This is a genomic window from Pseudoalteromonas sp. SW0106-04 (assembly GCF_001293805.1).
Lineage (GTDB): Bacteria > Pseudomonadota > Gammaproteobacteria > Enterobacterales > Alteromonadaceae > Pseudoalteromonas > Pseudoalteromonas ruthenica.
This window is the reverse complement of sequence record NZ_BCAI01000023.1, coordinates 17,980-41,494: the sequence shown is the minus strand read 5'-3', so window position 1 is coordinate 41,494 and position 23,515 is coordinate 17,980. Positions and strand designations below refer to the sequence as shown.

General features: G+C 48.4%; 22 protein-coding genes. 8 read left to right on the top strand and 14 right to left on the bottom strand.

The genetic code is table 11. The annotated features are described in order from the left end of the window. Positions 1–426: 426 nt before the first annotated feature. The 10 genes from W04_RS18080 to W04_RS18035 form a co-directional block, all read right to left on the bottom strand. Entirely contained in the window at positions 427–1,260 is an 834-nt protein-coding gene (locus tag W04_RS18080) for a chemotaxis protein (protein WP_053911865.1), read from the bottom strand. A 73-nt stretch (positions 1,261–1,333) separates the two neighbouring features. Beyond that, positions 1,334–2,416 carry an ABC transporter substrate-binding protein gene (locus W04_RS18075; protein ID WP_053911864.1) on the bottom strand — a complete coding sequence of 361 codons (1,083 nt, stop codon included), beginning with the start codon at positions 2,414–2,416 and terminating at the stop codon, positions 1,334–1,336. An 8-nt stretch (positions 2,417–2,424) separates the two neighbouring features. After that, a complete protein-coding gene (locus W04_RS18070; RefSeq protein ID WP_053911863.1) occupies positions 2,425–4,488 on the bottom strand; it encodes a GNAT family N-acetyltransferase in 2,064 nt (687 codons plus the stop codon). Further along, the gene (gene uvrD, locus W04_RS18065; protein WP_053911862.1) at positions 4,466–6,631 is read right to left on the bottom strand and encodes a DNA helicase II; all 2,166 of its coding nucleotides are present in this window, start codon (positions 6,629–6,631) and stop codon (positions 4,466–4,468) included. The genes W04_RS18070 and uvrD overlap by 23 nt, the downstream gene beginning before the upstream one ends. 202 nt (positions 6,632–6,833) lie before the next feature. Beyond that, on the bottom strand, positions 6,834–7,169 hold the full coding sequence (locus tag W04_RS18060; RefSeq protein WP_082342289.1) for a GNAT family N-acetyltransferase: 336 nt from the start codon (positions 7,167–7,169) through the stop codon (positions 6,834–6,836). A gap of 18 nt (positions 7,170–7,187) precedes the next feature. Then, a complete protein-coding gene (locus W04_RS18055; RefSeq protein ID WP_053911861.1) occupies positions 7,188–7,880 on the bottom strand; it encodes an HAD-IA family hydrolase in 693 nt (230 codons plus the stop codon). Between the two features lie 2 nt (positions 7,881–7,882). Then, entirely contained in the window at positions 7,883–8,815 is a 933-nt protein-coding gene (gene xerC, locus W04_RS18050) for a tyrosine recombinase XerC (RefSeq protein WP_053911860.1), read from the bottom strand. After that, on the bottom strand, positions 8,812–9,423 hold the full coding sequence (locus tag W04_RS18045; RefSeq protein ID WP_053911859.1) for a DUF484 family protein: 612 nt from the start codon (positions 9,421–9,423) through the stop codon (positions 8,812–8,814). Before W04_RS18045 ends, xerC begins: the two co-directional genes overlap by 4 nt. After that, positions 9,420–10,250, bottom strand: a complete 831-nt coding sequence (dapF, locus tag W04_RS18040) for a diaminopimelate epimerase (protein ID WP_053911858.1) — start codon at positions 10,248–10,250, stop codon at positions 9,420–9,422. Before dapF ends, W04_RS18045 begins: the two co-directional genes overlap by 4 nt. A 66-nt stretch (positions 10,251–10,316) precedes the next feature. Next, positions 10,317–10,502 (bottom strand): lipoprotein, encoded by a 186-nt coding sequence (locus W04_RS18035; RefSeq protein WP_022943589.1) that lies wholly within the window; start codon positions 10,500–10,502, stop codon positions 10,317–10,319. A 146-nt stretch (positions 10,503–10,648) separates the two neighbouring features. On the opposite strand from W04_RS18035, the gene cyaY reads away from it, so the two are divergent. From cyaY to add, 8 genes are all read left to right on the top strand, one after another. Further along, positions 10,649–10,969 (top strand): iron donor protein CyaY, encoded by a 321-nt coding sequence (cyaY, locus tag W04_RS18030; protein WP_026110922.1) that lies wholly within the window; start codon positions 10,649–10,651, stop codon positions 10,967–10,969. Further along, on the top strand, positions 10,970–11,629 hold the full coding sequence (locus W04_RS18025) for an alpha/beta hydrolase (protein WP_231658206.1): 660 nt from the start codon (positions 10,970–10,972) through the stop codon (positions 11,627–11,629). Positions 11,630–11,651: 22 nt separating this feature from the next. Beyond that, positions 11,652–12,521, top strand: coding sequence for a DUF2914 domain-containing protein (locus W04_RS18020; protein ID WP_053911857.1), 870 nt, complete (start codon positions 11,652–11,654; stop codon positions 12,519–12,521). Positions 12,522–12,539: 18 nt separating this feature from the next. Then, positions 12,540–13,481: a hydroxymethylbilane synthase gene (gene hemC / locus W04_RS18015; protein WP_053911856.1), complete on the top strand. Its 942-nt coding sequence runs from the start codon at positions 12,540–12,542 to the stop codon at positions 13,479–13,481. A 15-nt stretch (positions 13,482–13,496) separates the two neighbouring features. Next, positions 13,497–15,335 (top strand): uroporphyrinogen-III synthase, encoded by a 1,839-nt coding sequence (locus tag W04_RS18010; RefSeq protein WP_053911855.1) that lies wholly within the window; start codon positions 13,497–13,499, stop codon positions 15,333–15,335. A gap of 1 nt (position 15,336) precedes the next feature. Next, positions 15,337–16,449 (top strand): heme biosynthesis HemY N-terminal domain-containing protein, encoded by a 1,113-nt coding sequence (locus tag W04_RS18005; RefSeq protein ID WP_053911854.1) that lies wholly within the window; start codon positions 15,337–15,339, stop codon positions 16,447–16,449. Positions 16,450–16,476: 27 nt separating this feature from the next. Further along, positions 16,477–19,143, top strand: a complete 2,667-nt coding sequence (locus W04_RS18000; protein ID WP_053911853.1) for an ATP-binding protein — start codon at positions 16,477–16,479, stop codon at positions 19,141–19,143. A 62-nt stretch (positions 19,144–19,205) separates the two neighbouring features. Continuing rightward, positions 19,206–20,210 (top strand): adenosine deaminase, encoded by a 1,005-nt coding sequence (gene add / locus W04_RS17995; protein ID WP_053911852.1) that lies wholly within the window; start codon positions 19,206–19,208, stop codon positions 20,208–20,210. Position 20,211: 1 nt separating this feature from the next. Here the strand turns inward: add and W04_RS17990 are convergent, their stop codons facing one another. The 4 genes from W04_RS17990 to W04_RS18780 all read right to left on the bottom strand — a co-directional run bounded on the left by W04_RS17990 (position 20,212) and on the right by W04_RS18780 (position 23,390). Then, on the bottom strand, positions 20,212–20,625 hold the full coding sequence (locus W04_RS17990; RefSeq protein ID WP_053911851.1) for a CBS domain-containing protein: 414 nt from the start codon (positions 20,623–20,625) through the stop codon (positions 20,212–20,214). 151 nt (positions 20,626–20,776) lie between these two features. Further along, positions 20,777–21,490 carry an NAD(P)H-flavin reductase gene (gene fre / locus W04_RS17985; protein WP_053911850.1) on the bottom strand — a complete coding sequence of 238 codons (714 nt, stop codon included), beginning with the start codon at positions 21,488–21,490 and terminating at the stop codon, positions 20,777–20,779. 69 nt (positions 21,491–21,559) lie between these two features. Then, positions 21,560–23,026: a 4-hydroxy-3-polyprenylbenzoate decarboxylase gene (gene ubiD / locus W04_RS17980; RefSeq protein ID WP_053911849.1), complete on the bottom strand. Its 1,467-nt coding sequence runs from the start codon at positions 23,024–23,026 to the stop codon at positions 21,560–21,562. Between the two features lie 58 nt (positions 23,027–23,084). Further along, on the bottom strand, positions 23,085–23,390 hold the full coding sequence (locus W04_RS18780) for an MliC family protein (RefSeq protein WP_082342288.1): 306 nt from the start codon (positions 23,388–23,390) through the stop codon (positions 23,085–23,087). Positions 23,391–23,515: the final 125 nt, after the last annotated feature.

Below are 23,515 nucleotides of genomic sequence, written 5' to 3'. Positions count from 1 at the left end.
GTAGGCCAGGCTTCAGCCTTGCGTCACCCCAGTCAGGATAAACCCTGACCTACAACAGAGCATCACCCTTTACCACACCTGTAGGCAAGGCTTCAGCCTTGCATCACCCTAGTCAGGATAAACCCTGACCCACAACACAGCGAAATACCCGTCACCATATCTATATCTGTAGGCAAGGCTTCAGCCTTGCATCATCTAGTCAGGATAAATCCTGACCTACAACAGAGCGGAACACCAGAAAAAACCCACACCCGTAGGCCAGGCTTCAGCCTTGCATCACCCCAGTCAGGATAAATCCTGACCTACAACAGAACTAAACATCAGAAAACCCCACACCCGTAGGCAAGATTTCAATCTTGCATCACCTAGTCGGGGCAAAACCCTGATCCACAACACAGCAACCTAGCCAGGATAAACCCTTACTGATCAGAATAATCCATATGCGGGCGTTTCTTCTGGATTGTGAGAAAGGTGTTCAGGCCTAAAAATAGCACTGGGCTCTATGATCACTGAGTGACTATCGCCGAGCTTTATTAACCCGGCCATCATATGTTTGGTTTCATTATCTATATTGAACCCAACCGACGTTAATTCACTTAGCGACTTAATATCATCTTGCTCGACACTGATGCTGTCTTCCACTCTGTCTATAAGCAAACCAATATAGGGGTTTAGACCATCTTTAGTGGTAAAAACGATGATAGGCTTATAGTTGTATAAGATCTGATCTTTGGCGGTTTCTAATAAGCGATTGAGGTGAGCGAAGCTGTGATGCTTTTCATAGCTTAATATTTCACGCCCTTGTTCTTGTGTGGCAGTGCGCACCAATTTAGCTTGCTCTAATAGACGCTGATGGCTGTCACTCAAGCGCTGTAGGATATCTTTTAGGTCACTGTCGTGGGCGTGCATATTTTGGTACCAGCGCACAAACTGACGAATATCATCGTCGTACTCGTTGGTCATGGCTTGGGTATTTTCTACGGCGTTCTCCAGCGCTGTAAACCACGTTTTATTTAATGTAATAAACTGGTCCAACTTATGCGCCAAGTTTGCATTACTCTGCTTCGTGGAGACACCATTGAGCATAATGCCTAAATCGAATACCGGTGTTGGTATATCCATATAGTCTTTAACCCCGAGAAACGCTTTGTGCTCATTAGGAAGACTGGTGAGGTTATCGTCGTAACGCTCAGTGAGTAAGATATCAAGGATCTTTAAAGAGATGGTTTTAGCGCCAATACGAAAATTAACAAAGTCCATAAAAGTCTAAGAGTTGCCCGCAATCGTTATTCTAAAGCTTAGTCTAGATAGACTTTTTAACCAGCAAATACAGTTAATTAAGTGGAACGATGTAACTATTCTCACCAACGGGCTTTGAAAGCTTGAAGAGTGTTGCAAGCTGCGGATCTTGAGAGCTGATGAGTGCGCCATTTTGAGCAATGCAGGATGACATAGGGGCTTGCCTTTGCAGGCAGAATTCAGCAATGAGTGTCATCGCATAAGCATTTAAGTAACCTTCAAAATGTAAGCGATTGGCCTTACTCATGCCTGCGGCGGAGAAATCCCGCCGAAAGGCGTCACATAGGGGTTGCTGGCACGTGTTAGGGTCTGCCACCACTTCTGTGACTATAGCTCGAGAGCTTTGCTTGAGGTGAGGCCGTAATGCACTTTCGGAAGTAAATGACATTGCCGCGAACCAAGGTTCTTGCCCTTGTTCTGCTGCGGTATTTATAAACTCAGCAACCGGTACGTAGGTACCTATCAACACGATGGCATCAAGACGCAGAGGCAAAAGCTTCTTTAGCGCGATGGCTAAATCTTGGGTATTGCGCCGAAATCGTGCCGTTTGTTTAACAGCTAAGCCTTTGCTGGCTAGTGCTTTTAGGGTGCTAGACCCTGCCTCGAGACCAAACTCATCGGCCTGAATAACTATCCCCACACTTTTTACACCCCGGTCTTTAAAGTACTGGGCATGAGCCATAGCCTCATCGTCGTAGCTAGTACGCAGATTAATAACATTGGATGTTTCTAGGTTGCGCAGAAAAGCTGCTCCAGAGTAGGGAAATAATAGCGGGACTTGGTGTTTGGAAATTAAATCGACGATGGCTGCAGTAGTCGGTGTCCCCATATAGCCAAACAAGGCATCGACCTTTCTTTGTGTGATGAACTCATGGGTATTGGCCACAGTATTAATTGGTTCATAACCATCATCCAAGACCGTCAGGTTGATGACGGTATCACTGTGTCTATTATGATTATCAAAGTAGAGTTGGGCGCCAATCTTAAGTGCCTTACCAATTTCTTGTGCGGGGCCGGTGAGTGCACATGACATGCCCAAACTCAGAGATTGCTTTTGCTTCGTCGCCACGGGCATTGCAACGTCAAGGGTGAGCGAAAGCAGTAGAGCACTGAGCATGCTGATCCTTAGGTTAGTATTCGTGAAGCTAAAGCTATTAATATCTTATTAGTCTGCTTTTTGCTTTGCTGCAAATCAACCACCCGCTTATTTATACCTAAGGTATGCAAGATAAGCACTTGGGCTTCATCGTCCACGTTGAACAGCAATGACCAATTACCTGCGATTGCGCGGTACAGGGCTCCGTAGCATAGGTTCAATGGTATCTCATTATTCATAAAGCGAGTTAGACAAAGCCTGTCCGCTTCGGTGAGTGGCCTTGTTGGCGCTTCTTTTAACAGCTGTAATGTTAACTTTGGTGCTATGTCATTAAAGCAGTGGCTTAGCAACAGTGGCATATCTTGGCACCAGCTCTGATGCAGAGCCGCAACACTCGAAGCACCGAGGCTATTGAGACTTTTTACCATTAATACACTATGTTCGCCACTGACATGGTCGCGTTTACTACCTAGTTTGATAGTGTGGTAGTTGGCTGATTGCCAAAACGCGAGCAGCGCTGCATGCGCGCCAAAGCTAGTACCAATAACCGCTACATGCGACTGCCGTAAGTCCCCCTCAATAAAGGACAACAATAAATGGCCCAACCCTTGATGGTGCAGCTTAGGCACAATGGCGATGCGCACTATGCGTGCATAACTTAGTTGTCCGAGCTGTGCGTCGCCGGACATATTAATCATACTTTGCGCTAATAGACGGCCCTGAGGACGGCGCTGACCGATGGCGATTGAGCTTGATATATCCTGATCTAACTCCCCCTCCATGCTGACAAGCGCCACGCCAATAACCTTGGCGCCATCGCGGCAGATATAAAGGTGCTGTGACGGTGCATCAAGCAGTTGCCGCAAATCATTGGCGGACGTCTGGTAGTGAGCGAGCACCAATAAGGAAAAGCATTGCTCCAGTAAGGCGGCATCAGTCAGCAAGCTATGGGCTGGCACTTTAAGCAGCTCCACCTCGCTGTGGTCCACCCTTTGTGCGGGCACCGGTGTGCGCATATCCAGTAACAGCAGCCGGTTGATGCTTTGCTCTAGTGGATCGCCGTTAGCAAAACGTATGGGGGTAACCATATTGAAGGTGCGGTGATTCTTATAGGCTTTTTTCAAGAAGTCTAAAAATCGCAACGTATAGCCGCGACCGCTGCCTTCATAGCCGGCCATGGTGCTGGCAAACACAACTCGAGGATAAAGCGCTAGGAGTTGCTTTAGTATCGGAATGGGTATGGTGGCCGCTTCATCAACAAATAATACGTCACATTGCGGCTGCTCACTGATTAATTTATCCGGCGGCATAAATCGTACGTTAACCAGTTGATTGCCGTTGTCTGCATCGAGTTGTGCCTGCTCTGCTAAGTGCTTAAAAGCGCTGTCGAGGGAGCGGCGCTGAATGGCACAGAGGATAATATCTTTGTCAGGCAGTTTCGCGGCACTTATGCCAAGTGCAGCTGATTTCCCACGACCCCGATCAGCGCTGAGCACCAAAGGCCGATTGGCACGCCCTGTGGCTGTTTTGATGATCAACTCTATAGCTTGCTCTTGCTCGCTGTAGTCCTGAGAACTCGCGGTCGTGTAAGTTAGCGATTGATAAGTAAGTGCTTGATGAGTATGCGCTGATTGACAGAGGCTAAGTGGCTTACAGTCGACTAATTGTTGCTCAAACCAGCGCCAAAACAAGCAACTCTCGGGTTGAGGGTGGCCATAAGGCAGAATTTTATTGATACCAGGGTCGACAAAGTCGTGGGTATTTTCTGGCAGCATAACGACCATCAGGCCCCCGGCTTTAACGGTGCCAGCGGCTGCGGCTACCTTATCGGCATAAAAGCCGCTGTAGCAATCGTAGGCAACAAAGCTATGCTCTTGTCCAAGAATTTGATGCAGATGCTCCGGCCATTGGTTATCAACACAGTGGTTAGATTTACTTAAAGTGAGCCAGTCGCTGCCGGTATCCTGTTGCAAATATTGCAGTTGCTGTGTGCACCATGACGGCTCACCCCGCAGCAGCAGCAGTTGTCGCCAACGCCGCTGGGTTAAGCCACTCAGTAACGAGGCTAGCTCAGATTGCTTGTAAGCGCGCATAAGCGGTGACCAACCATTTGCTACCAACATCGTCGAAGTTTACTTGTACCCGTGATTGCGGGCCAGCTCCTTCGTAGTTAAGCACGGTGCCCTCACCAAACTTAGCATGGAGAACTCGCTGGCCGAGACTAAAGCCACTGTCGGCAAACGCTGCTTGAGTCAATGAAGGGCTAAAGCGGTTAGCTTGTTGTGGCGCCGAAATTTTTGTTTTAACGCGGATCTCTTCTACACAGTCTTCCGGCATTTCTCGTAGGAACCGAGACGGGCTGTGATACTTTTCTTGGCCATATAAGCGTCGGCTTTCAGCGTGGGTAATATAAAGTTTATCCATAGCTCGGGTCATGCCGACATAACATAAGCGGCGCTCTTCTTCTAAGCGACCACTTTCCTCTTGGCTTTGTTGTGACGGGAACATGCCTTCCTCTACACCGACCATAAATACCAATGGAAACTCTAAGCCTTTGGCAGAGTGCAGAGTCATCATTTGCACTGCGTCTTCGTGCTCTTCGGCTTGACCCTCTCCGGCCTCTAAAGAGGTATAGGCTAAAAAGCCTTGCAGTGGTGAGGAAAACTCTTCATCAACAGGTAATTCATACTGCTCGCAAGCGTTAATAAGCTCTTCTAAGTTTTCCACGCGAGCACGGCCTTTTTCGCCTTTTTCGGCCTGATACATGGCCATCAAACCGGTATTCTCTATGGTGTATTTTGCCTGCTCCGCAAGGGTCAACTCAGCAATACGCTGCTCCACACCCTCAACCAACTCAATAAAGCGATTGACTGCTGTGGCGGCGCGACCAGACAAATGTTTCTGCTCTAAGATAGCCTTGGCGGCATACCATAACGGCAGCGACTCGGCTCGGGCACAGTCACGAATATGACTGAGCGTTTTATCGCCAATGCCTCGAGTTGGGGTGTTGATCACACGCTCAAAGGCGGCATCATCTTGACGATTACTCACCAGGCGCAAATAACATAATGCATCTTTGATTTCTTGGCGTTCGAAGAAGCGCATGCCGCCGTAAATACGGTACTTTAACCCCTCTTGTAACAAGGCTTCCTCTAAGACTCGAGATTGCGCATTGTTACGGTAAAGAATTGCCGTATCGGTTAGTGCATTGCCCGCATCCATCCAGGTTTTTATTTTGCCAACAATAAAGCGCGCTTCATCTAGCTCATTAAAAGCAGCATAAATGGAAATAGGCTCGCCTTGATTGCCGTCGGTCCACAGATTTTTACCCATGCGTTCTGCGTTATTCTCAATTAGAGAATTCGCCGCTTTCAAGATGGTGGCAGTCGAGCGGTAATTTTGTTCAAGACGAATGGTTTCGGCGTCGAAGTCGTCTAAAAAGCGTTTGATATTCTCGATACGGGCACCACGCCAGCCATAGATACTTTGATCATCATCGCCGACAATCATCATGCTGTTGGTATCGCCTGCGATCAGTGCTAGCCAGCGGTATTGAATGGTATTGGTATCTTGAAACTCGTCCACCAGAATATGCGCAAAGCGTTGTTGATAATGGCGCAGCAGAGTGGGGTTTTGCTGGAGTACCTCGTAGCAGCGCAGCAGTATTTCTGCAAAATCGACCAGTCCGGCGCGATCGCAAGCCTCTTGGTAAGCTGAGTATACACGCAGCAATAGCTGCTCGTTGACATCATAAGCTTGAATGTCACCGGGGCGCAGGCCCTCATCTTTTTTGGCGCTGATATACCACGCAAGGTGTTTGGCTGGCCACTTCTTCTCATCAATATTCATGGCCTTGAGTAAGCGGCGGATCATTCGCTGTTGATCATCGCTATCAAGGATTTGAAAAGACTCAGGCAGCTTGGCTTCGCGGTGATGGGCGCGCAAAATACGGTGTGCCAAGCCGTGGAATGTGCCTACCCACATCCCGCCAACGGAGCCTTGAATGGTCTGCTCGACACGAGCACGCATCTCTTTTGCGGCTTTGTTGGTAAAGGTTACGGCGAAGATGCTAAAAGGCGAGGCCCCTTCAACTTGAGTAAGCCAAGCGATGCGGTGCACCAAGACTCGGGTTTTGCCCGAGCCAGCTCCTGCTAATACCAGCATATTTTGCAACGGCGCTGCTACCGCCTCGCGTTGCTTGTCGTTTAAGCCATCAAGTAATTCAGATACATCCATCGCCGCTTTCCACCTGTCATAATTGCCACCAGTATAACAAGAGTTCCAGCTTGGCTAAATAGAATACTGTTTTTATAACCAGTGCGCTGTCTCTTTGTCATGAGCTATGGTGTTGCAGGCCCGACACTGGCATTTGATGGCTTTATAGCAGCTTGCTAAATACAATCTTAGTATCGGCATCAATTAGGCTGTTGGCAGTGAGTTATAGGTACTGGTGCTTTGCTAACATGGCACGCATAGCGCTAAAGCACAGCATGCTCTTAACTTGAATTTCTTGATAGCCATGGGCTTTGGCCCAGTGCTCTTGATATTGCAGCAGCGCACTGGCTACCCCTTGAGAGCGATAACTGGGCACCACGCTGCCAAGCCAGCTATAAAAACACTGTGGTGATAACGCAAAGCCCAGTTTAAAACCAATAATATGATGTTGCTGATAAGCTACGAGAGCAACCAAAGGAGCCGCCGCGATTCTTCGCTCATAGTGAGCCAGGCTGGCCCCAGTGGCAAGCTCTGGAATACGACCTGAGCTGTTAAACACTCAGACAAACTAACCTGTTTAAGTAAGAATCTCGAGCTCATGGATATCGCTAATCTCCATATCCGCTAGCCCCTTGTATTGGTAGCTAATCGCTTGGTTATTGAGCCATACACTTTTGCAACCAGCATTATTAGCGCCTTGTACATCGGTGTCTAAGCTATCGCCGATATGGATTATTTGCTGCGGTGTGACCGCCATTGCTTGCGCTGCTTTGTGGTAAAGGTCGCTGTAGGGTTTTGCACGACCGTCCGGGCCGGCCATAAACACGGCATCAAACTGGCCATGAAGATTAAAGCGGGTGACATCGACATTACCGTTGGTGATGGCTATCAGGCGAAAGCGTTGGCGCAAAGCGTCCAATAACGCTAGAACACTGTCGGCAACAACAATGTCACTACGGGCCTCGGCAAACGCCCGATAGGCATGTTCAGCATGGCTGCTATCAACGTCCATGTGAATCATGGCATGAGTAAGTGCTTGCTTACGTAGGGCGGTAACATCATGTGCTAATGCTGGCTGCTGCATTAACGCTTGTTCGCGACAGTATTGCCAAAAATCAGCTTCTTGCTCGCGCCATTGCGGCAATGTTTGTAAGTAATCATGTTGCGCCTGCAGTGCAGCCTTAATGACCGGATGATTGTTATACAGCGTGTCATCCAAATCAAAACTGAGCACTTTGGCTTGCTCTAAGGCGCGATTAAATCGAATCATAGTTACTTCTGTTTTTTGGCTCTAGGGTGGGTATTATCATACACCTTAGCAAGATGTTGAAAGTCCAAATGGGTATAAACCTGAGTGGCGGACAAGCTGCTGTGTCCAAGTAACTCTTGCACCGCGCGCAAATCACCACTGGACTCAAGCACATGCGAAGCAAAAGAGTGGCGTAGTTTGTGTGGGTGTACCTGTGCACTAATCCCTTGTTTGACGCCCCATTCACGCATGCGCTCACGCACGTGACGAGCAGAAATGCGCAACTTGCGCTGTGATAAAAATAGCGCATCAGAGTCTTGGCCGATCAGCGCTGGGCGTATTTTTAGCCACGAGTTTAATGCGCTAATAGCTTGGCGGCCCACAGGAACAATACGCTCTTTACGGCCTTTACCTAGGACCCGAACTTCTCCGCCACGCACGTCTATATCGGTTACATTTAAGCTCACCAGTTCGCTGATCCGCAAACCACTGGAATACATCAGCTCCATCATGGCTTTATCACGAACTGCAAGCGGGTCATCATCATCAATATCCAACAATTGATGCATTTGGTCTACATCTAAGTTACGAGGCAGGGGCTTATCGAATTTTGGTCCTTTTACGTACTGCGCCGGGTTGTCGTGGTGCTGGTGGTAAAGCTTCAAATAGCGAAAAAAAGCCCGCAGACAACTTAATTTTAAACTGACGGTACGTGCACTTAGACCTCGTGCTCGCAATGACATCGCGAACCGGCGAATATCATCAGCGCTTAAGGTCAGCCAACCATCACGCTCTTCATGATAATACCTCGCTACTTCAAGAAGTTGCCGTTGATATTGCTCTAGTGTGAGTGGCGAATATTGTTTTTCAAAACGAAGATAATCGCTGTACGACTGGACAGGCGCGCCCCAGGTGTCAGCCATGGTCGAAAATGTTAGCGCCTGCGACTCGCTCATGAACTGGTAGCGAGACGCTCTTGTAATGCTTTCACAAACTCGAAGATAAAAAAGCTGTCCTGCGCGGGCTCAAAATGCAGTTCATCTTCGCTGGCAAAAGCGAGCAATGCTAAGGGCGCATCTGGCTCGCCAATTAAGTACAATGCCGCGCTCTTGCAGGTGTGATTAAAGATCAATGCCTGCTCTTGCTCCGAGAGACGTCCTAGATAATGGCCTTGTGCGTGTAAACGGCTATTTATTAGCGGTTGCAGAGCGTCATTGTACTGAACCAACTTGCACTCGTTAAGCTGCAGTTGTTCGCAAATAAGTTGCTCTAGGCTACTGGCAAGCTCGACAAATTCACAGTCACTCATAAGCTGGCGATGACAGGCACTGAATACTTGGTAAACCTGTTCGTTTTGCTTCGCTTGACTTACAAGTTGTTGTAATTGTTCTTGAAGAGCAAGGTTTTGCTCTCTCAATAGCTGCTGCTGGCGCAGTTGTAAGGAAGCGACACTCTCATGCTGAGAGCCAAAGTTCATACAAGCAAACACCCCCGGATTTTCTAAAAAGAAGTCTGGGTGCTGTTGTAGGTATTCACTGACTTGCTGTGTAGTTAATTCGCTCATAAGGCTATTTGTCCGTCAAAAACATGCTCAGCGGGGCCCGTCATCTTGACTGGGTGTCCTTCACCTTGCCACCGTATTTGCAATGCTCCGCCTGGTAGGTCGACCTTGACGCTGCGCCCAAGCTTGCTTTGTAGCTGGCCGACAACGGCGGCTGCACATGCACCGCTACCACAGGCTAAGGTTTCACCTGCGCCACGCTCCCACACTCTGAGTTTAATATGAGACTCGTCAATAATCTGCATAAAACCGACATTGGCACGCTTTGGAAAGCGTTCATGCTGCTCAACAGCTGGACCTAGGGTGTGCACCTCGGCGGCAGTAATGTCTTCAACCTCGATCACACAGTGTGGATTACCCATCGATGCGGCGCCCATAAATAATGTATGTTCTTGGTGGCGAAGAATATACGTTAGCTCACGCTTATTGGCTTGAAGCGGTATATCTTTGGGCTCTAATATTGGCTGCCCCATATTGACCGTCACTTGCCCGTCTTTTTCAATATACAGCGTCATATTGCCGCCTTTAGTAGAAACGGTGATTTTATGACGGTTAGTGAGTCCCTTCATACGTACGAAGCGAGCAAAACAACGTGCGCCGTTACCGCATTGTTCAACCTCGTTGCCATCGGCGTTAAAAATGCGGTAATGAAAGTCTAAATCCGGTGAATAAGGTGCTTCCACCATGAGCAGCTGGTCAAAGCCAACGCCAAAATGACGATCCGCCAAGCGCTTGATCTGGTCTCGGGAGAGAAAAATATTTTGGGTAACATTGTCCACGACCATAAAGTCATTACCCAAACCATGCATCTTTGAAAAGTTAACTAACATAACGCTTTATAATCGCTCACTCTATGCTGTTACTATGCCTACAAAGTTGCGCCAAGGCCATTGCTTTTACTGCTGTGGCGACGGCTCTGCGTTATCGTTTGCGGTTTCCTTGGCATTTAGCGGTGTTTCTGCTTGTTGGTTATCTACTTGTTCTTGTTGTGGCAAATAGAGCGCGCCGCTTTGACCACACGCACTGAGAAGCGTTAAGCTGGAGGCTGCAAGGATACGAAGCAAACGATGACTTTTGTACATAGCGATTCGATAGATAATTAATATGACTCGTTTTATAATCGCAGAGTAACAGAAAATACAAAAAATGTAGTCGTTGCTGTTGAATTATTTCCCATCGAACGTTACTGCGAGCATATAGGAGCGCAGCCACAATGAGCGAAACCACCATGACCGATACCGAATACCATCAGTTAGCCGATGCCTTGATGCTAACAATAGAAGAGCAGATAGACGATATTGATGCGGATTTAGATTATGAGTCTGCAGCTGGCATATTAGAAATTATCTTTGCTGATCGCAGTAAAATCGTCATTAATAAACAAGCGCCATTACATCAAGTTTGGGTCGCTACTAAGTTTAACGGACACCATTTTGAACTACGCGGCGATACTTGGATTGATAACCGTTCTGGTGCGGAATTCTGGCAGTTTATGTGTGATGCGGCGAGTAAACAAGCGGGTGTTGAAATCCGTTGGGAGCATGATTAAGTGAGTAGCTTTGACGGCGTGAGTGTGTTTGATGCGCCAGAGCACAAATGTACAGTTATCTGGCTTCACGGTTTAGGCGATTCTGGAGAAGGGTTTGCACCTGTTGCTGCGCACTTAAACCTACCAGCCGAGCTCGGGGTCAAGTTCCTCTTCCCACACGCCCCGGTGCAAGCGGTGACCATCAATGGTGGTATGGAGATGCGGGCTTGGTACGACATCAAATCTCTTGATCTAGATAAACGTGCAGATGCCCAAGGTGTGCAACAATCGGCGCAAAGTATCAGTGCATTAATAGACGAGCAGATAGCGGCCGGGATCCCTGCGGATAAAATTATTTTAGCTGGCTTCTCTCAAGGGGGAGTTATCGCCTTACACTTAGCGCCGCGTTACCATCATAAGCTGGCTGGTGTTATGGCGCTATCAACCTATATGTCTGAGCCTGAGCGCTTAACGGATGAGGCCCGCCATCGCGATCTTAATATTTTCATGGCTCATGGCGATTTTGACAATGTGGTGCCTTTAGAAGCAGGTAAACAAGCCTATACTTATCTGCAAAATGAAGGCATGAACGTATCTTGGCAATCTTACGCTATGGCCCACCAAGTCTGTGATGCCGAGCTGCAAGCTATTCGACAATGGCTGCTTGAGCGACTAAGTTAATAATGATTCAGGAACAACGGTAATGGGACAAAAAATCGTGATCACAGCGAATATGAATAACAAGACTCAACGTATTGAGCGCAAGGAAGTGCAATATCAATGGCATTGGCGCCGCATCGTTGGTGCTGCAACGCTTGGTTTGTGTTCTGTGGCTGCGATTTGGTACCTAGCATTTACGCCTGCCAACGCCGAACAGGGCGAGGTGAATACGGCGTCCTCCGATGGTGCACAGAGTCAGGCTGAAGCATCCAATGAGAGTGCGCATGAGGACACGGTGGCAAAAGCAGCACCCGTCGCTTTAGCTGCGCAGGCACCAGTGCAACCGAGCCAGCCCCACAAAGAAGATGAAGTAGAGGCTGACACAAAGAGCGCCATGATAGAGCCTGAGCAAACGCTGGTGGCACAAGTGAGTACCAATGAAACGAGTACTGTCGAAAGCTCCGCGTCCTCAACTGAGGCACAGGCGAATGACACGACTGTGGATGCGCCTGCCCCCGAGAGTGAGTTTAATACTGAGGCTAAAGTAGCAAGCTTGTCTCAAGGCACCAAAATTGACACCGATAAGGTAAGCCGAGCGGTGCTCACAACCGCTGTGCAAGACCGTGAACCGATTAATTCTCTTGGCCAAGAGGTCAAAACCAGCGACTTCCAACAACAGCTGTTTTTCTTCACCGAATTACATGGTTTACAAGGACAAAAAGTAAAGCATGTGTGGTACTTTAATGACCAAACTATGGCCAACGTTGAGCTCGGTGTTCATACCACTCGTTACCGTACCTTCTCGTCCAAGAACATCATGCCAAGCCAGCTCGGCACATGGCGAGTAGAGCTGAGAGACGAAAATAATAAACTATTGGCTACCCGAGCATTTCGCTTGGTTGGCTCACGATAAATTCGAAGTAGGAATCTCATGACCAATTCGACCGCGCGAGTGCGTATTGCTACTCGCAAAAGCGCGTTAGCGCTATGGCAAGCTGAGTTTGTAAAAGCGCAACTAGAGCGTCATCACAAGGGGATTACCGTAGAGCTCGTCACCATGACCACCAAGGGTGACATTATTCTTGATACGCCACTGGCAAAAGTGGGTGGAAAAGGCTTATTTGTTAAAGAGCTTGAGCAAGCGATGCTCGATGGTCGCGCTGATATCGCTGTGCATTCAATGAAAGATGTCCCGGTAGAGTTTCCCGAGGGTCTCGAGTTACACACTATCTGCGAGCGTGAAGACCCTCGTGACGCCTTTGTTTCGAATACGTTTGATAACATTGATAGCTTGCCCGCAGGTGCTGTGGTCGGCACGTCCAGCCTACGTCGGCAGTGCCAACTTAAAGAGCAGCGCCCAGATTTAGAGGTGCGTGATTTACGAGGTAATGTGAACACCCGCTTGGCTAAACTAGATGATGGTCAATATGACGCCATTATTCTTGCTGCGGCCGGTTTAATACGGTTGCACATGCCCGAGCGTATTCGCAGTTATATCAGTGCTGAGCAATCACTCCCTGCCAATGGCCAAGGTGCTGTGGGTATCGAGTGTCGCAGTGATGATACGGCGATTAAGGCGTTGCTAGCACCGCTGGAGCATCGCGAAACCCGGATTCGAGTAGATGCCGAGCGAGCGATGAATCGCCGACTTCAGGGAGGCTGCCAGGTTCCTATAGGAGCCTATGCCGAGCTGAACGGAGATCACGTTTATTTACGTGGTTTAGTGGGGTCGGTGGATGGACAGCAAATTTTACGAGCTGAGATCTCCGGTCCTGCTTCTGAAGCTGAGCAGCTTGGTATTTCGCTAGCGGATGACCTGTTAGCGCAAGGGGCGGGAAGTATTCTTGCCGAAGTATATGGCGAACTAAAATAATACGGATTTATTACTATGGCGCATATTGTGGTCACCCGCCCTCAAGGCAAAGGAGAAGTACTCGCTGAGCTGTTGATTGCTGCAGGTCATCGCGTCAGTACCACACCCGTGCTGCAGATTGACTATCTCTCGGTCGACGCAAATCAGCTGGCTACCCTTGATGAGGCTGATATCGCTATTTTTGTGTCGCAAGATGCGGTGCAAGGATTGTATCAACAGCGCGATACCTTACCCGCCAATTTGGCTTGCTTTGCGGTTGGACCCACGACCGCTCAAGCCCTTGAACAGCAATTTTCATGTAATACCAAGGTGCCAAAAAAACAGCATGACTCTGAAGGATTATTGAGATTACCTGAGTTGCAGAAGGTTGAAGGCAAAACAGTCGTGTTAATCAAAGGCCGAGGTGGGCGCACTTTGATTGCCAAAACGCTGAAAGACCGAGGTGCTTTTGTTAACTCACTGGTGACTTACGAGCGCAAAGCTGTCAACGGTAGCAGCGAGGCATGGTTACAGCAGTGGCAGCAGCAGGGTGTTGAGGCGTTGGTAATCACCAGTAACAGTGGTGCGGATGCTATTTTTGCTTGCCAAGATGAAAGCCTGTTACAGTGGCTTAAATCAAGGCAATTTTATATTGTAAGTGAGCGTACTAAGGCGCACCTAGTGAAGCTTGGGGTGAAAGGCGAGCAAATTAAGGTTGCCGCCGATGTCGACAACGAGGCCATTGCCGCATGTATTGGTGCCGAGCAGGAAGGAAACATGAGCGAACAACCAAAAAACACACCAAAGAGTGAGCCTGCGCCAAGCGCAACACAACCTAAAGCAGTACCATCACAGAGTAAACCAATGACACAAAAAATAAGTAAAACAGCCGTTCTAGCGTTGCTGGTGGCATTGGCTGCAGCTGGGGTAACTGGATATCAATATTGGTTACAACAGCAGGCGCAAAACCAAGAACAAAACCAACTACAACAGCATTTAGAGCAGCTACAAAGCGATAATCAAGCGCTCAACCAACGCCTTGAAGCATTGGCCAACGCTCTGCAACAACAGCAACATAGTGCTCAGCAGTGGCAACGACAGTTTAGCGATAGAGTTAATGGTGAGCTAAGCGCTAATCAACGTGCCGTAGCAGGGCAAATAGAGCAAGCCATTGATGGCTTGAACAATCAAGAGCAACCGCCGTTAGACATCAACGAAGTGAAGCGCTTGGTCGCCATGGCTGATTTTCAACTTTGGTCGGAAGCGAACTACGCAGGCGCTGCAGCAACGCTGAAGCGACTCGATGCATTACTGGCAAGTTACCCAGGGAATGCCCAATTAAGACGCGCTATTCACACTGATTTACAGCAGCTGGCCAGTATCGAAGTGGCCGATGTTGAAGCGGTGGTGCTTCGACTTCACGGCCTTGGTGGTCAGGTCGATAAGTTACAATTTAATATGGTTGAATTGGCGCCTACCACAAGCAATGGCGAGCAATCACAGGCATTGTCGGACAATGTATCTGATTGGCGACGCAATTTAGCTGCAACCTGGGATAAGTTGGTGGATGACTTTATAAAAGTGCGCAAGCGCGAGGCCGCGATAGAGCCATTATTAGATAACCAGCAGCAGCGACTTATTAAACAGCGACTTCACTTTTATCTTGATCAGGCAGGCTTTGCAGCTAGCCATAAACATCCGAAGTTGTATACACAAGCTTTGCAAAGTGCTGCCGATATCGTGACCCGGTACTTTAACCTGCAACAACCGCAGACCAGCCAGTTTTTGGGTCAGCTTAAACAGCTACAATTAAAAACCTTGGTTCCTCAGCAGCCAGTTACGCTCAGCTCTGTTCAGGTTGTGGGGGAGTCTTAATATGGCGCGTTTATTAATTGTGTTTATTGTTATTGCTGCAGTTGCAGCGATAGCGCCTTGGCTGATAGACGAGAGAGGTTATGTTCTTATTGCGTTCGGCCAGTGGACTGTAGAGGGAAGCATTGTAAGCTTCGCCATTCTTACCGCCTTGGCGCTGTTTCTGGGCTACTTGATTTACAGCTTGGTGCGCTATGGCTGGGGCAGTTACCGCAATTTGCGTCATGGCTTTTTCGCGCGCGCCAAAGAGCGCAAGCAGGCCGTATTGGAACAAGCGATTTGGGCGTTGATTAATGACGACATGGAGCAGCTGCAACATACATTGAGCAAAGGCAAGGTGGAAGACCATTGGCAGGATTTTGCATTGGCAATGCGCGCCAAAGCAAGTTTGCGTCAAGATAAGCCAGATCTAGCCCTAAACTTGCTTGATGAGCTCTCAGATACCAACCGTGCGAAACCTGCGGCACTGTGGTTAGAGAGCCACTCTGATGCAGAGGTATTAGCGACCTTACGGCAACAGTGTAGTAGTAAAAAAGCGACTTCACAGCAGCTAAACTTATATGCACAGGTGTTACTAAGATTACGAAAGTACAGTGAATTTGCAGAGCTAGTGCCGCGTTTGGTGAAATCACAAAGTCTTAATGAATACCAATGGGACTGGGCGCTGCGACAATATTTCCAAGGAGCAGATAAAGCTCAGCTCGATAAACGCCAAAGTGAGCTGCCAAAGCATATCCGTGAGGCGGCACACACACACTATCTACGTGCTGTTGTGCGCATAGGCGACATTGCGTCGGTGACTGATGCCTTGAAGAAGTTATTGAAACGCGGTGAATATTCACAATTATTGTCTATCCTTAGTGAGATAGAGCAAGGTGACGTTGAAGCGCTGCAAAAGGCACTGCAACAAGAGTTGAAGAAGCAACCTGACGAAGCAGAAATGCTGTTGTGCCTCGCTTACTTGGCACAAAGCCAAGGAGAGCATGACCTCGCATCGCGTATTTTCGATAAGGTGTTAGCACAACAACAAACCCTGCCTCATCCGCAGCGAGCGATGCGTAGTTATCGCGCAACGCAGCAAGCTGAAAAAGCATTATTGGTTCTCGATCACAGCTAAGACTTAAGACCAGAAGCAGGGAAGGTAATGAAGAATCTCTTTAACTTAACCTTTGTAGTAGCACTGGGTTACTTCATTACCGGCTTTTTAAGCAATGCGCTACTGGCTATTGATGGCTATGCGGTGGCTTCCTGGCCTCCCTCAGGCATAGCGTTAGCGGCATTATTGATCGCAGGACGGCGAGCGTTGGTTGGCATTGTACTTGGCGCGTTGATGACCAACTTACTTCATCTTGAAGTGGTCGCCGACATCTTACATTGGCAGGTTGCTTTGCATGCGGCCTCTGTGACCGCAGCTTCAACTGCTCAGGCCTTTCTCGGTTACTGGGTCATCACCCGAATAATAAAAGCGCCTCTGGATCTCTCAGACCTCAAGCTGACCATCACCAGTATTATTTTTGGTGGACCAGTTGTTTGTGTCTTCGCTGCTGCTGTGGGTACTGAGCTGCTGATCACTAATGGCGTTATTCCTGAGGTGGCGCGATGGGACAGCTTCGTCACTTGGTGGATAGGCGATAGCATCGGAGTTATGATTTTTACTCCGTTGTTGTTGGCAGGCTTTAACTTCGCGGTGATGCGTCATCGCTTACAAGTGATTGTGCCATCCATAGTGATTTATGCGGCCATTAGCCTGACCTTTTATGCTGCTGCAACCAACAAGCACAATAAAGACCAAGAATTATTCCAAGCCCAAGCTCAGGTCGTTGTTGACCAATTCGACGAAATTCTTACCCGCCTACGGGCCAATACTCAAGTACTAGCCTCCTTCATTGGTAATCAACAGTCGGTGACTCGTGGCGAATTTCGTGAGTTCACGGCTAAGCAGATGAATTACAACCCAGAAATTAATGCGCTGGTGTGGATGCCTAAAGTAAGAAGCCAAGATATCGCTCAGTTTGAACAATCTACCACGGTGGAAATGAGCAACCCTTTCAAAGTGTTTGCCCGCTATGAGCGCGATACCAATAACGGCGCGCACTTTCCGGTTTACTACGGCCACTTTTCTCAGGGAATGCGACAGGTTTTTGGTTTAGATATCAGTGCTGAGCCTTATTTTAAGCATCTTCAAGCGTATAAAGGTGAACTCTTCGTCACTGATACCTTTGCGCTAGAGAGTAGCCCTCAAGGAGACTTAGGGTTTTTGGTGTTGTCGCCTGTCAGAGCCAAAGATAAAAGTATCAGAGGGTATGTGGCTGCGGTGGTCAGCCTACCCTTGTTGTATCGCTCGGCAATGGCTAACCTGACCTTTAATAATGTTGGGGTTGAGCTGGTGGATATGAGTGCGCAGCCTCAAAAAGTTATTTTACCTTTAGCGCAGTCCGGACCCGTTATCATGCGTCATGACTTTGCGATCGCTAACCGCCAATGGCAACTTAATTTGCACCGCCAAAGGATAGCCCACGCATGGTCTGGCTACTGGTATGCACAGGTCATAGGCATGTTGTTTGTGTGGTTACTAATTACTTTTTTAATCGCCATTACCGGCAGTAATATTCGGGTGCGTGACCAAGTAGCAAAACAAACCAGGGTGTTACGAGAAGAAAAAGCCAAAGCTGATAGTGCCAATGACGCTAAGTCTCAGTTTCTGGCTAACATGAGCCATGAAATTCGCACGCCAATCAATGGCATTAAAGGTTTGCACTATTTAGCGTTGCAACAACAAGATTGGCCACAAGCGCAGCAATATATCACTCAAGCCGACAGTGCTCTAAGCGTATTACTTCGGGTGCTCAATGATATCCTCGACTTTTCGAAAATGGAGGCAGGCAAACTAGAGTTGTATCAAGAGCCTTTAGAACTTGAAGAGCTGTGCAAAGAACTAAAACACCTTATGAGTGTGGAAGCGGGTAACAAAAGTTTAGTGATTGACTATGAAATAAACGAGGGAGTGAACCCTGTATTCCACACCGATGCGATTCGCCTTAAGCAAGTGTTATTAAACCTGCTGAATAACGCCGTTAAATTCACCCAGCAAGGGGCGATCCGTCTAAAGGTAGATGAACACGATAACGAGCTCTGCTTTAGTGTCACGGATACCGGCATGGGCATTCGCGAAGATATTCAAAAGCAATTGTTTAAGCCCTTTTCTCAAGCCGACGGCTCCACCTCGCGACGCTTCGGCGGCACAGGATTAGGCTTGAGTATCTGTCAGAAACTGGTCACCTTAATGGGCGGGCGCATTTCCCTAGAAAGTGAAGAGGGGCTAGGCTCGTGTTTTCGTGTTTATCTGCCCAAACAAAGCCCTTTAGCTGTACGTCCAGATGTGCCCAAGGCGAAAGAGCAAGCCACTTTGGAGTTAGACCTCACCGGCGTCGCGATTTTGTTAGTTGAGGATAACTTATTGAACCAACAAGTTGCCAAAGCCATGCTCGAGGGCAAAGGAGCCCAGCCTGATATTGCTAATGACGGTGTCGAGGCTATTGAGATGGTAAGTGAAAACCACTACGACTTAGTATTAATGGATATTCAAATGCCGAACATGGATGGTTTAACCGCAGCTAGAGCTATCCGTAATGAGCTACTGCTAGACGACTTGCCAATTATTGGGCTCTCTGCCAATGCTCAAGAGCATGACTTTAAGCTTGCTGAGCACTACGGCATGAATGATTATGTGGTCAAACCCATAGACGCGGAGCGGCTATTTAGTAGTATCGCCATGCAATTAAAACAGCACCCAGCGAAGCAGCACGCGTAGCTTGAATTTATCCCTCAAGTGCGTATGATCCGCGCAATTTTATCGAAACCTAGGGGGTCATTATGATCAATCGCCAGTTACCATTGCTCGACTTACACCGCCACCTTGATGGCAATGTGCGTGCCAAAACAATTTTAGAGCTTGGTCAGCAGTTTAATCTTGACCTTCCAGGCAGCGATCTTGAATCGCTACGCCCTCATGTTCAGGTAATCGAGGTTGCTCCAGACTTAGTCTCATTTCTGGCTAAGCTGGATTGGGGAGTGAAAGTGTTAGGGGACTATGACGCCTGTCGTCGTATTGCTATTGAAAACGTCGAAGACGCAGCGGCACAAGGTATTGACTATACCGAGTTGCGCTTTAGCCCCTATTACATGGCGATGAGTCATGGCCTGCATCCGCAAGGTGTCGTGGAAGCAGTGGTTGATGGCATCCACAGCGCGGTGCAAGAGCACGACGTTCAAGTCAACTTAATTGGCATTTTATCGCGTACCTTTGGCCAGCAAAAGTGTCAGCAAGAACTCGATGCTATCTTAGCCTTCAAAGAGCACATGGTCGCCGTTGATTTAGCTGGTGATGAGTTGGGCTTTCCCGGGGAGTTGTTTGTGGATCACTTTAGGCAAGTCCATAAAGCCGACTTACGAGCGACTATTCACGCTGGCGAGGCCGAAGACTCACGCAGTATCTGGCAAGCCATCGAAGGATTAGGGGCTGACCGCATCGGCCATGGCGTTAACGCCGCCAAAGATCCTAAGCTTATGGATTATTTGCGCGATCACCGTATCGGTATTGAATCTTGCTTGACCAGTAACGTACTGACCAGCACAGTGGCACAAATTGATACACATCCGCTCAAACAATTTTTAGAGCAAGGCATTTTGGCTAGCATCAACACCGATGATCCTGCTGTGCAAGGCATCGAGCTTGCTAATGAATATCAGCATGCTGCCTACCAAGCCGGCCTCACCCAAGAGCACATCACTCAGGCCCAAGAAAATGCCCTGACTATCGCTTATTTAAGTGACGGTGATAAAGCAGCATTAAAAGTGAAAGCGGCACAGCGCTCATAAATTAGGCTGCATTACAGCTTTGATAGCTGCGACTTAGCGCATGTAAAACCTGAGTACGGCTAATGACGCCTATCACTTTGTTTTGCTCCACTACGGGGTATTGCTTGGGTTTATGAGGTTGTTGCATTTTTAGCGCAACCTCCAGTAGTGGCGTCTGTGTGGATGTTGTGAGCACATCTTGGTGCATCACATCAGCCACTGTAATGCGGCCATCACAAAAATAGCTATTGATGGTCAGCGGTGCCAGACAGTCCTGCTCCGACAAGTAACCCACCAACTGTTGTTGCTCATCAACAACAGGTGCGCCTATAACCTGGTGTTTCTTGAGCTGCGCAATGGCCGCTGTTAGTTCCAAGTCTGGGCTGAGAGAAAGAAAGCTCCGCCTCATAGCATGCTGTACTTTTAAATCGAACATAATCTGTCACTCCTTTAAGTCTTAGGAGCAGTGTAGGCTTGTCTTTTTGATAGGTAAAAGGGAATAAATAAATGGAAGTGTTCGATTTAACGGATGGTTTAGTGAGAATTAGCCCTACATCGGTGAAATGTAGGGCTTTAGCTTGCGGCCTCTATTTGATAAAAGCAAATGCGTCGGCAAACATATATTCGCGCTGGGCACCATGCTCTATGAAGTCGTCGCGTACAATGCCTATCATGTCGAAGCGTCCCGCCATATAAATAGAGTAAGGCTCCAAGGAAACAATGTCTTTCATCACCGCGTGGTGCACAAGGCCGGTATGACCATGCCATTCACCTTGAGGCTGCTCAACCACCGGGATAAAAGTGAAGTTACTGCGTTTAGCTGCCCACTGCTGCATTTCATCTTTGGCATATAAAGCATCTTCATGCTTCACACCCCAGTAAAAAAAGACGGGACGGTCACAGTCAATTTCAGCTAGGTGGTCGGCCATTGATTTTACGTATGAAAAACCGGTGCCACCGGCTAACAATACCACCGGACGGGTGCAGTCGATGCGTAACTGCGATACGCCTAAACCTACTTCAATCAACGCTTGGGTGCCATTTTCATGGTGCTGGCGCAAATGATCGAGGGCTTGCATCGCATAGCTATCAGCGCCCGATGCGCCGATATGCAGCTCAATTTGCTGTTTTTGGCTTGGGCGGCTGGCGATAGAGAAGGCGCGCTTATCTTTCTCGGCTAAAACGAGCTGCAAGTAGTGACCCGCTTCAAACTCAGCTGGCTGCTCTGGTGCCAAGACAACCTTGGAAACAAATTCTGTCAGTGGCGTGATGCTTACCACATCCGCTTTTAGTGTTTGCATGATTAACCTTTATGATTTTAGCTGCGCCACAGCGTATCACATAAGCGGCTGTGGCGATAAGTCTGCACTTTAGTCGATACCTAGGGAATCCCAGATTTCGTCAACGCGTTGTTTGACCTTGTCATCCATAACGATAGGCTCACCCCATTCGCGATCCGTTTCTCCTGGCCACTTATTGGTTGCGTCCATGCCCATTTTTGAACCCAAGCCAGAAACAGGTGAAGCAAAGTCGAGATAATCGATCGGGGTGTTTTCCACTAGGGTGGTGTCGCGAGCGGGGTCCATACGGGTGGTGATCGCCCAAATGACATCATTCCAGTCGCGTGCGTTGACATCGTCATCACAGACAATGACGAACTTAGTGTACATAAACTGGCGTAAGAACGACCAGACTCCCATCATTACTCGTTTTGCATGCCCTGGATACTGCTTTTTCATGGTCACTACGGCCATGCGGTATGAGCAGCCTTCTGGGGGCAGGTAAAAATCGACTATCTCTGGGAATTGCTTTTGCAGTATAGGTACAAATACCTCGTTCAGGGCGACGCCTAAAATAGCCGGCTCATCGGGTGGGCGGCCAGTATAGGTGCTGTGATAAATAGGATTTTCACGGTGCGTAACATGCGTCACCGTCATAACAGGGAAGTCATCAACCTCATTGTAATAACCGGTATGGTCACCATAAGGCCCTTCTGGGGCGCGCTCGTCTTGAGCAATGTAACCTTCAAGCACGAATTCGGCACTAGCGGGAACCTGTAAATCATTGGAAACGGACTTGACCACTTCGGTCTTGCCGCCACGAAGTAAACCTGCAAAGGCGTATTCACTCAGAGTGTCGGGCACAGGTGTTACCGCGCCTAGTATGGTGGCAGGGTCGGCTCCGAGGGCAACCGATACCGGATAAGGTTCACCCGGATGCTCTTTACACCACTCTTGAAAGTCAAGCGCACCACCGCGATGGGATAGCCAACGCATGATGATCTTGTTTTTCCCCAGTAATTGCTGGCGATATATACCGAGGTTCTGACGTTTCTTGTACGGGCCCTTGGTAACGGTTAGGCCCCAAGTGATCAACGGTGCAGCATCACCCGGCCAGCAGTGCTGAATGGGCAGGCGGGTTAAATCTACTTGCTCTCCAGCTAATACCACTTGTTGGCATGGGGCTTTCTTCACTTCCTTCGCTGGCATGTTAAGCACTTGCTTGAACACCGGCAGCTGGCCTATAGCTTCTTTAATACCTTTCGGGGGCTCAGGCTCTTTTAAAAAGGCCAACAGCTTACCTACTTCACGCAAGGCCTCTACATTATCTTGGCCCATACCCAGGGCTACGCGTTCAGGAGTGCCAAAGAGGTTAGCTAATACCGGAATATCGTAACCTTTGGGGTTTTCAAATAACAGGGCCGGGCCTTTAGCGCGCAAAGTGCGATCGGCTATTTCCGTCATTTCCAGGTAAGTATCGATGGGCTGGCTAATTCGTTTGAGCTCGCCGCGCTTTTCCAGTAACGCGATAAAGTCGCGAAGATCTTTATATTTCATTACGCCTCGTTAAGCCTGAGTGTTTGCAGCATTATACTGTAAGCCAATGGAAAAGCGATCAGTGGCTACGGTGACACTGCCAGGTTTCATTCCCTATCATTAGCATTGCTTCATCGCCCTTGCCCCAGAAGGTCATTTCACCGTTAGTATATTTGTTTCCGGAGGCCGAGCGTTCTCCCGATAAACTGTAAGTATCGCCGTCAAGCGTTAATGTGGCCGTGCTGTCGTTATATTCGACCTTTAAAGTCGATCCAGAATCACACCGATAGCTAATGCCAACGGAATTTTCTGATGGTTCTATGGATAACTCTGAACACGCAGATAACAAAGTGACAAGTAATAATATTATTAGGGAGGGCTTCATAAGTGAAAGACTCCTATTTTGTGGACAACTACAGTGTAGCGTATGCACTTCACTGGGCCTATTACCCTTTTTTAGGATTTATTGAAGCTGCGTTAGCTCTCTGTTTTTTTGCTATGACATGAGGC

Bases quoted from the DNA above. Each gene is read 5' to 3' on its own strand.
- W04_RS18080 (WP_053911865.1), bottom strand. From the start codon at position 1,260: ATGGACTTTGTTAATTTTCGTATTGGCGCTAAAACCATCTCTTTAAAG.
- W04_RS18075 (WP_053911864.1), bottom strand. From the start codon at position 2,416: ATGCTCAGTGCTCTACTGCTTTCGCTCACCCTTGACGTTGCAATGCCC.
- W04_RS18070 (WP_053911863.1), bottom strand. From the start codon at position 4,488: ATGCGCGCTTACAAGCAATCTGAGCTAGCCTCGTTACTGAGTGGCTTA.
- uvrD (WP_053911862.1), bottom strand. From the start codon at position 6,631: ATGGATGTATCTGAATTACTTGATGGCTTAAACGACAAGCAACGCGAG.
- W04_RS18055 (WP_053911861.1), bottom strand. From the start codon at position 7,880: ATGATTCGATTTAATCGCGCCTTAGAGCAAGCCAAAGTGCTCAGTTTT.
- xerC (WP_053911860.1), bottom strand. From the start codon at position 8,815: ATGAGCGAGTCGCAGGCGCTAACATTTTCGACCATGGCTGACACCTGG.
- W04_RS18045 (WP_053911859.1), bottom strand. From the start codon at position 9,423: ATGAGCGAATTAACTACACAGCAAGTCAGTGAATACCTACAACAGCAC.
- dapF (WP_053911858.1), bottom strand. From the start codon at position 10,250: ATGTTAGTTAACTTTTCAAAGATGCATGGTTTGGGTAATGACTTTATG.
- W04_RS18035 (WP_022943589.1), bottom strand. From the start codon at position 10,502: ATGTACAAAAGTCATCGTTTGCTTCGTATCCTTGCAGCCTCCAGCTTA.
- cyaY (WP_026110922.1), top strand. From the start codon at position 10,649: ATGACCGATACCGAATACCATCAGTTAGCCGATGCCTTGATGCTAACA.
- W04_RS18020 (WP_053911857.1), top strand. From the start codon at position 11,652: ATGGGACAAAAAATCGTGATCACAGCGAATATGAATAACAAGACTCAA.
- hemC (WP_053911856.1), top strand. From the start codon at position 12,540: ATGACCAATTCGACCGCGCGAGTGCGTATTGCTACTCGCAAAAGCGCG.
- W04_RS18010 (WP_053911855.1), top strand. From the start codon at position 13,497: ATGGCGCATATTGTGGTCACCCGCCCTCAAGGCAAAGGAGAAGTACTC.
- W04_RS18005 (WP_053911854.1), top strand. From the start codon at position 15,337: ATGGCGCGTTTATTAATTGTGTTTATTGTTATTGCTGCAGTTGCAGCG.
- W04_RS18000 (WP_053911853.1), top strand. From the start codon at position 16,477: ATGAAGAATCTCTTTAACTTAACCTTTGTAGTAGCACTGGGTTACTTC.
- add (WP_053911852.1), top strand. From the start codon at position 19,206: ATGATCAATCGCCAGTTACCATTGCTCGACTTACACCGCCACCTTGAT.
- W04_RS17990 (WP_053911851.1), bottom strand. From the start codon at position 20,625: ATGTTCGATTTAAAAGTACAGCATGCTATGAGGCGGAGCTTTCTTTCT.
- fre (WP_053911850.1), bottom strand. From the start codon at position 21,490: ATGCAAACACTAAAAGCGGATGTGGTAAGCATCACGCCACTGACAGAA.
- ubiD (WP_053911849.1), bottom strand. From the start codon at position 23,026: ATGAAATATAAAGATCTTCGCGACTTTATCGCGTTACTGGAAAAGCGC.
- W04_RS18780 (WP_082342288.1), bottom strand. From the start codon at position 23,390: ATGAAGCCCTCCCTAATAATATTATTACTTGTCACTTTGTTATCTGCG.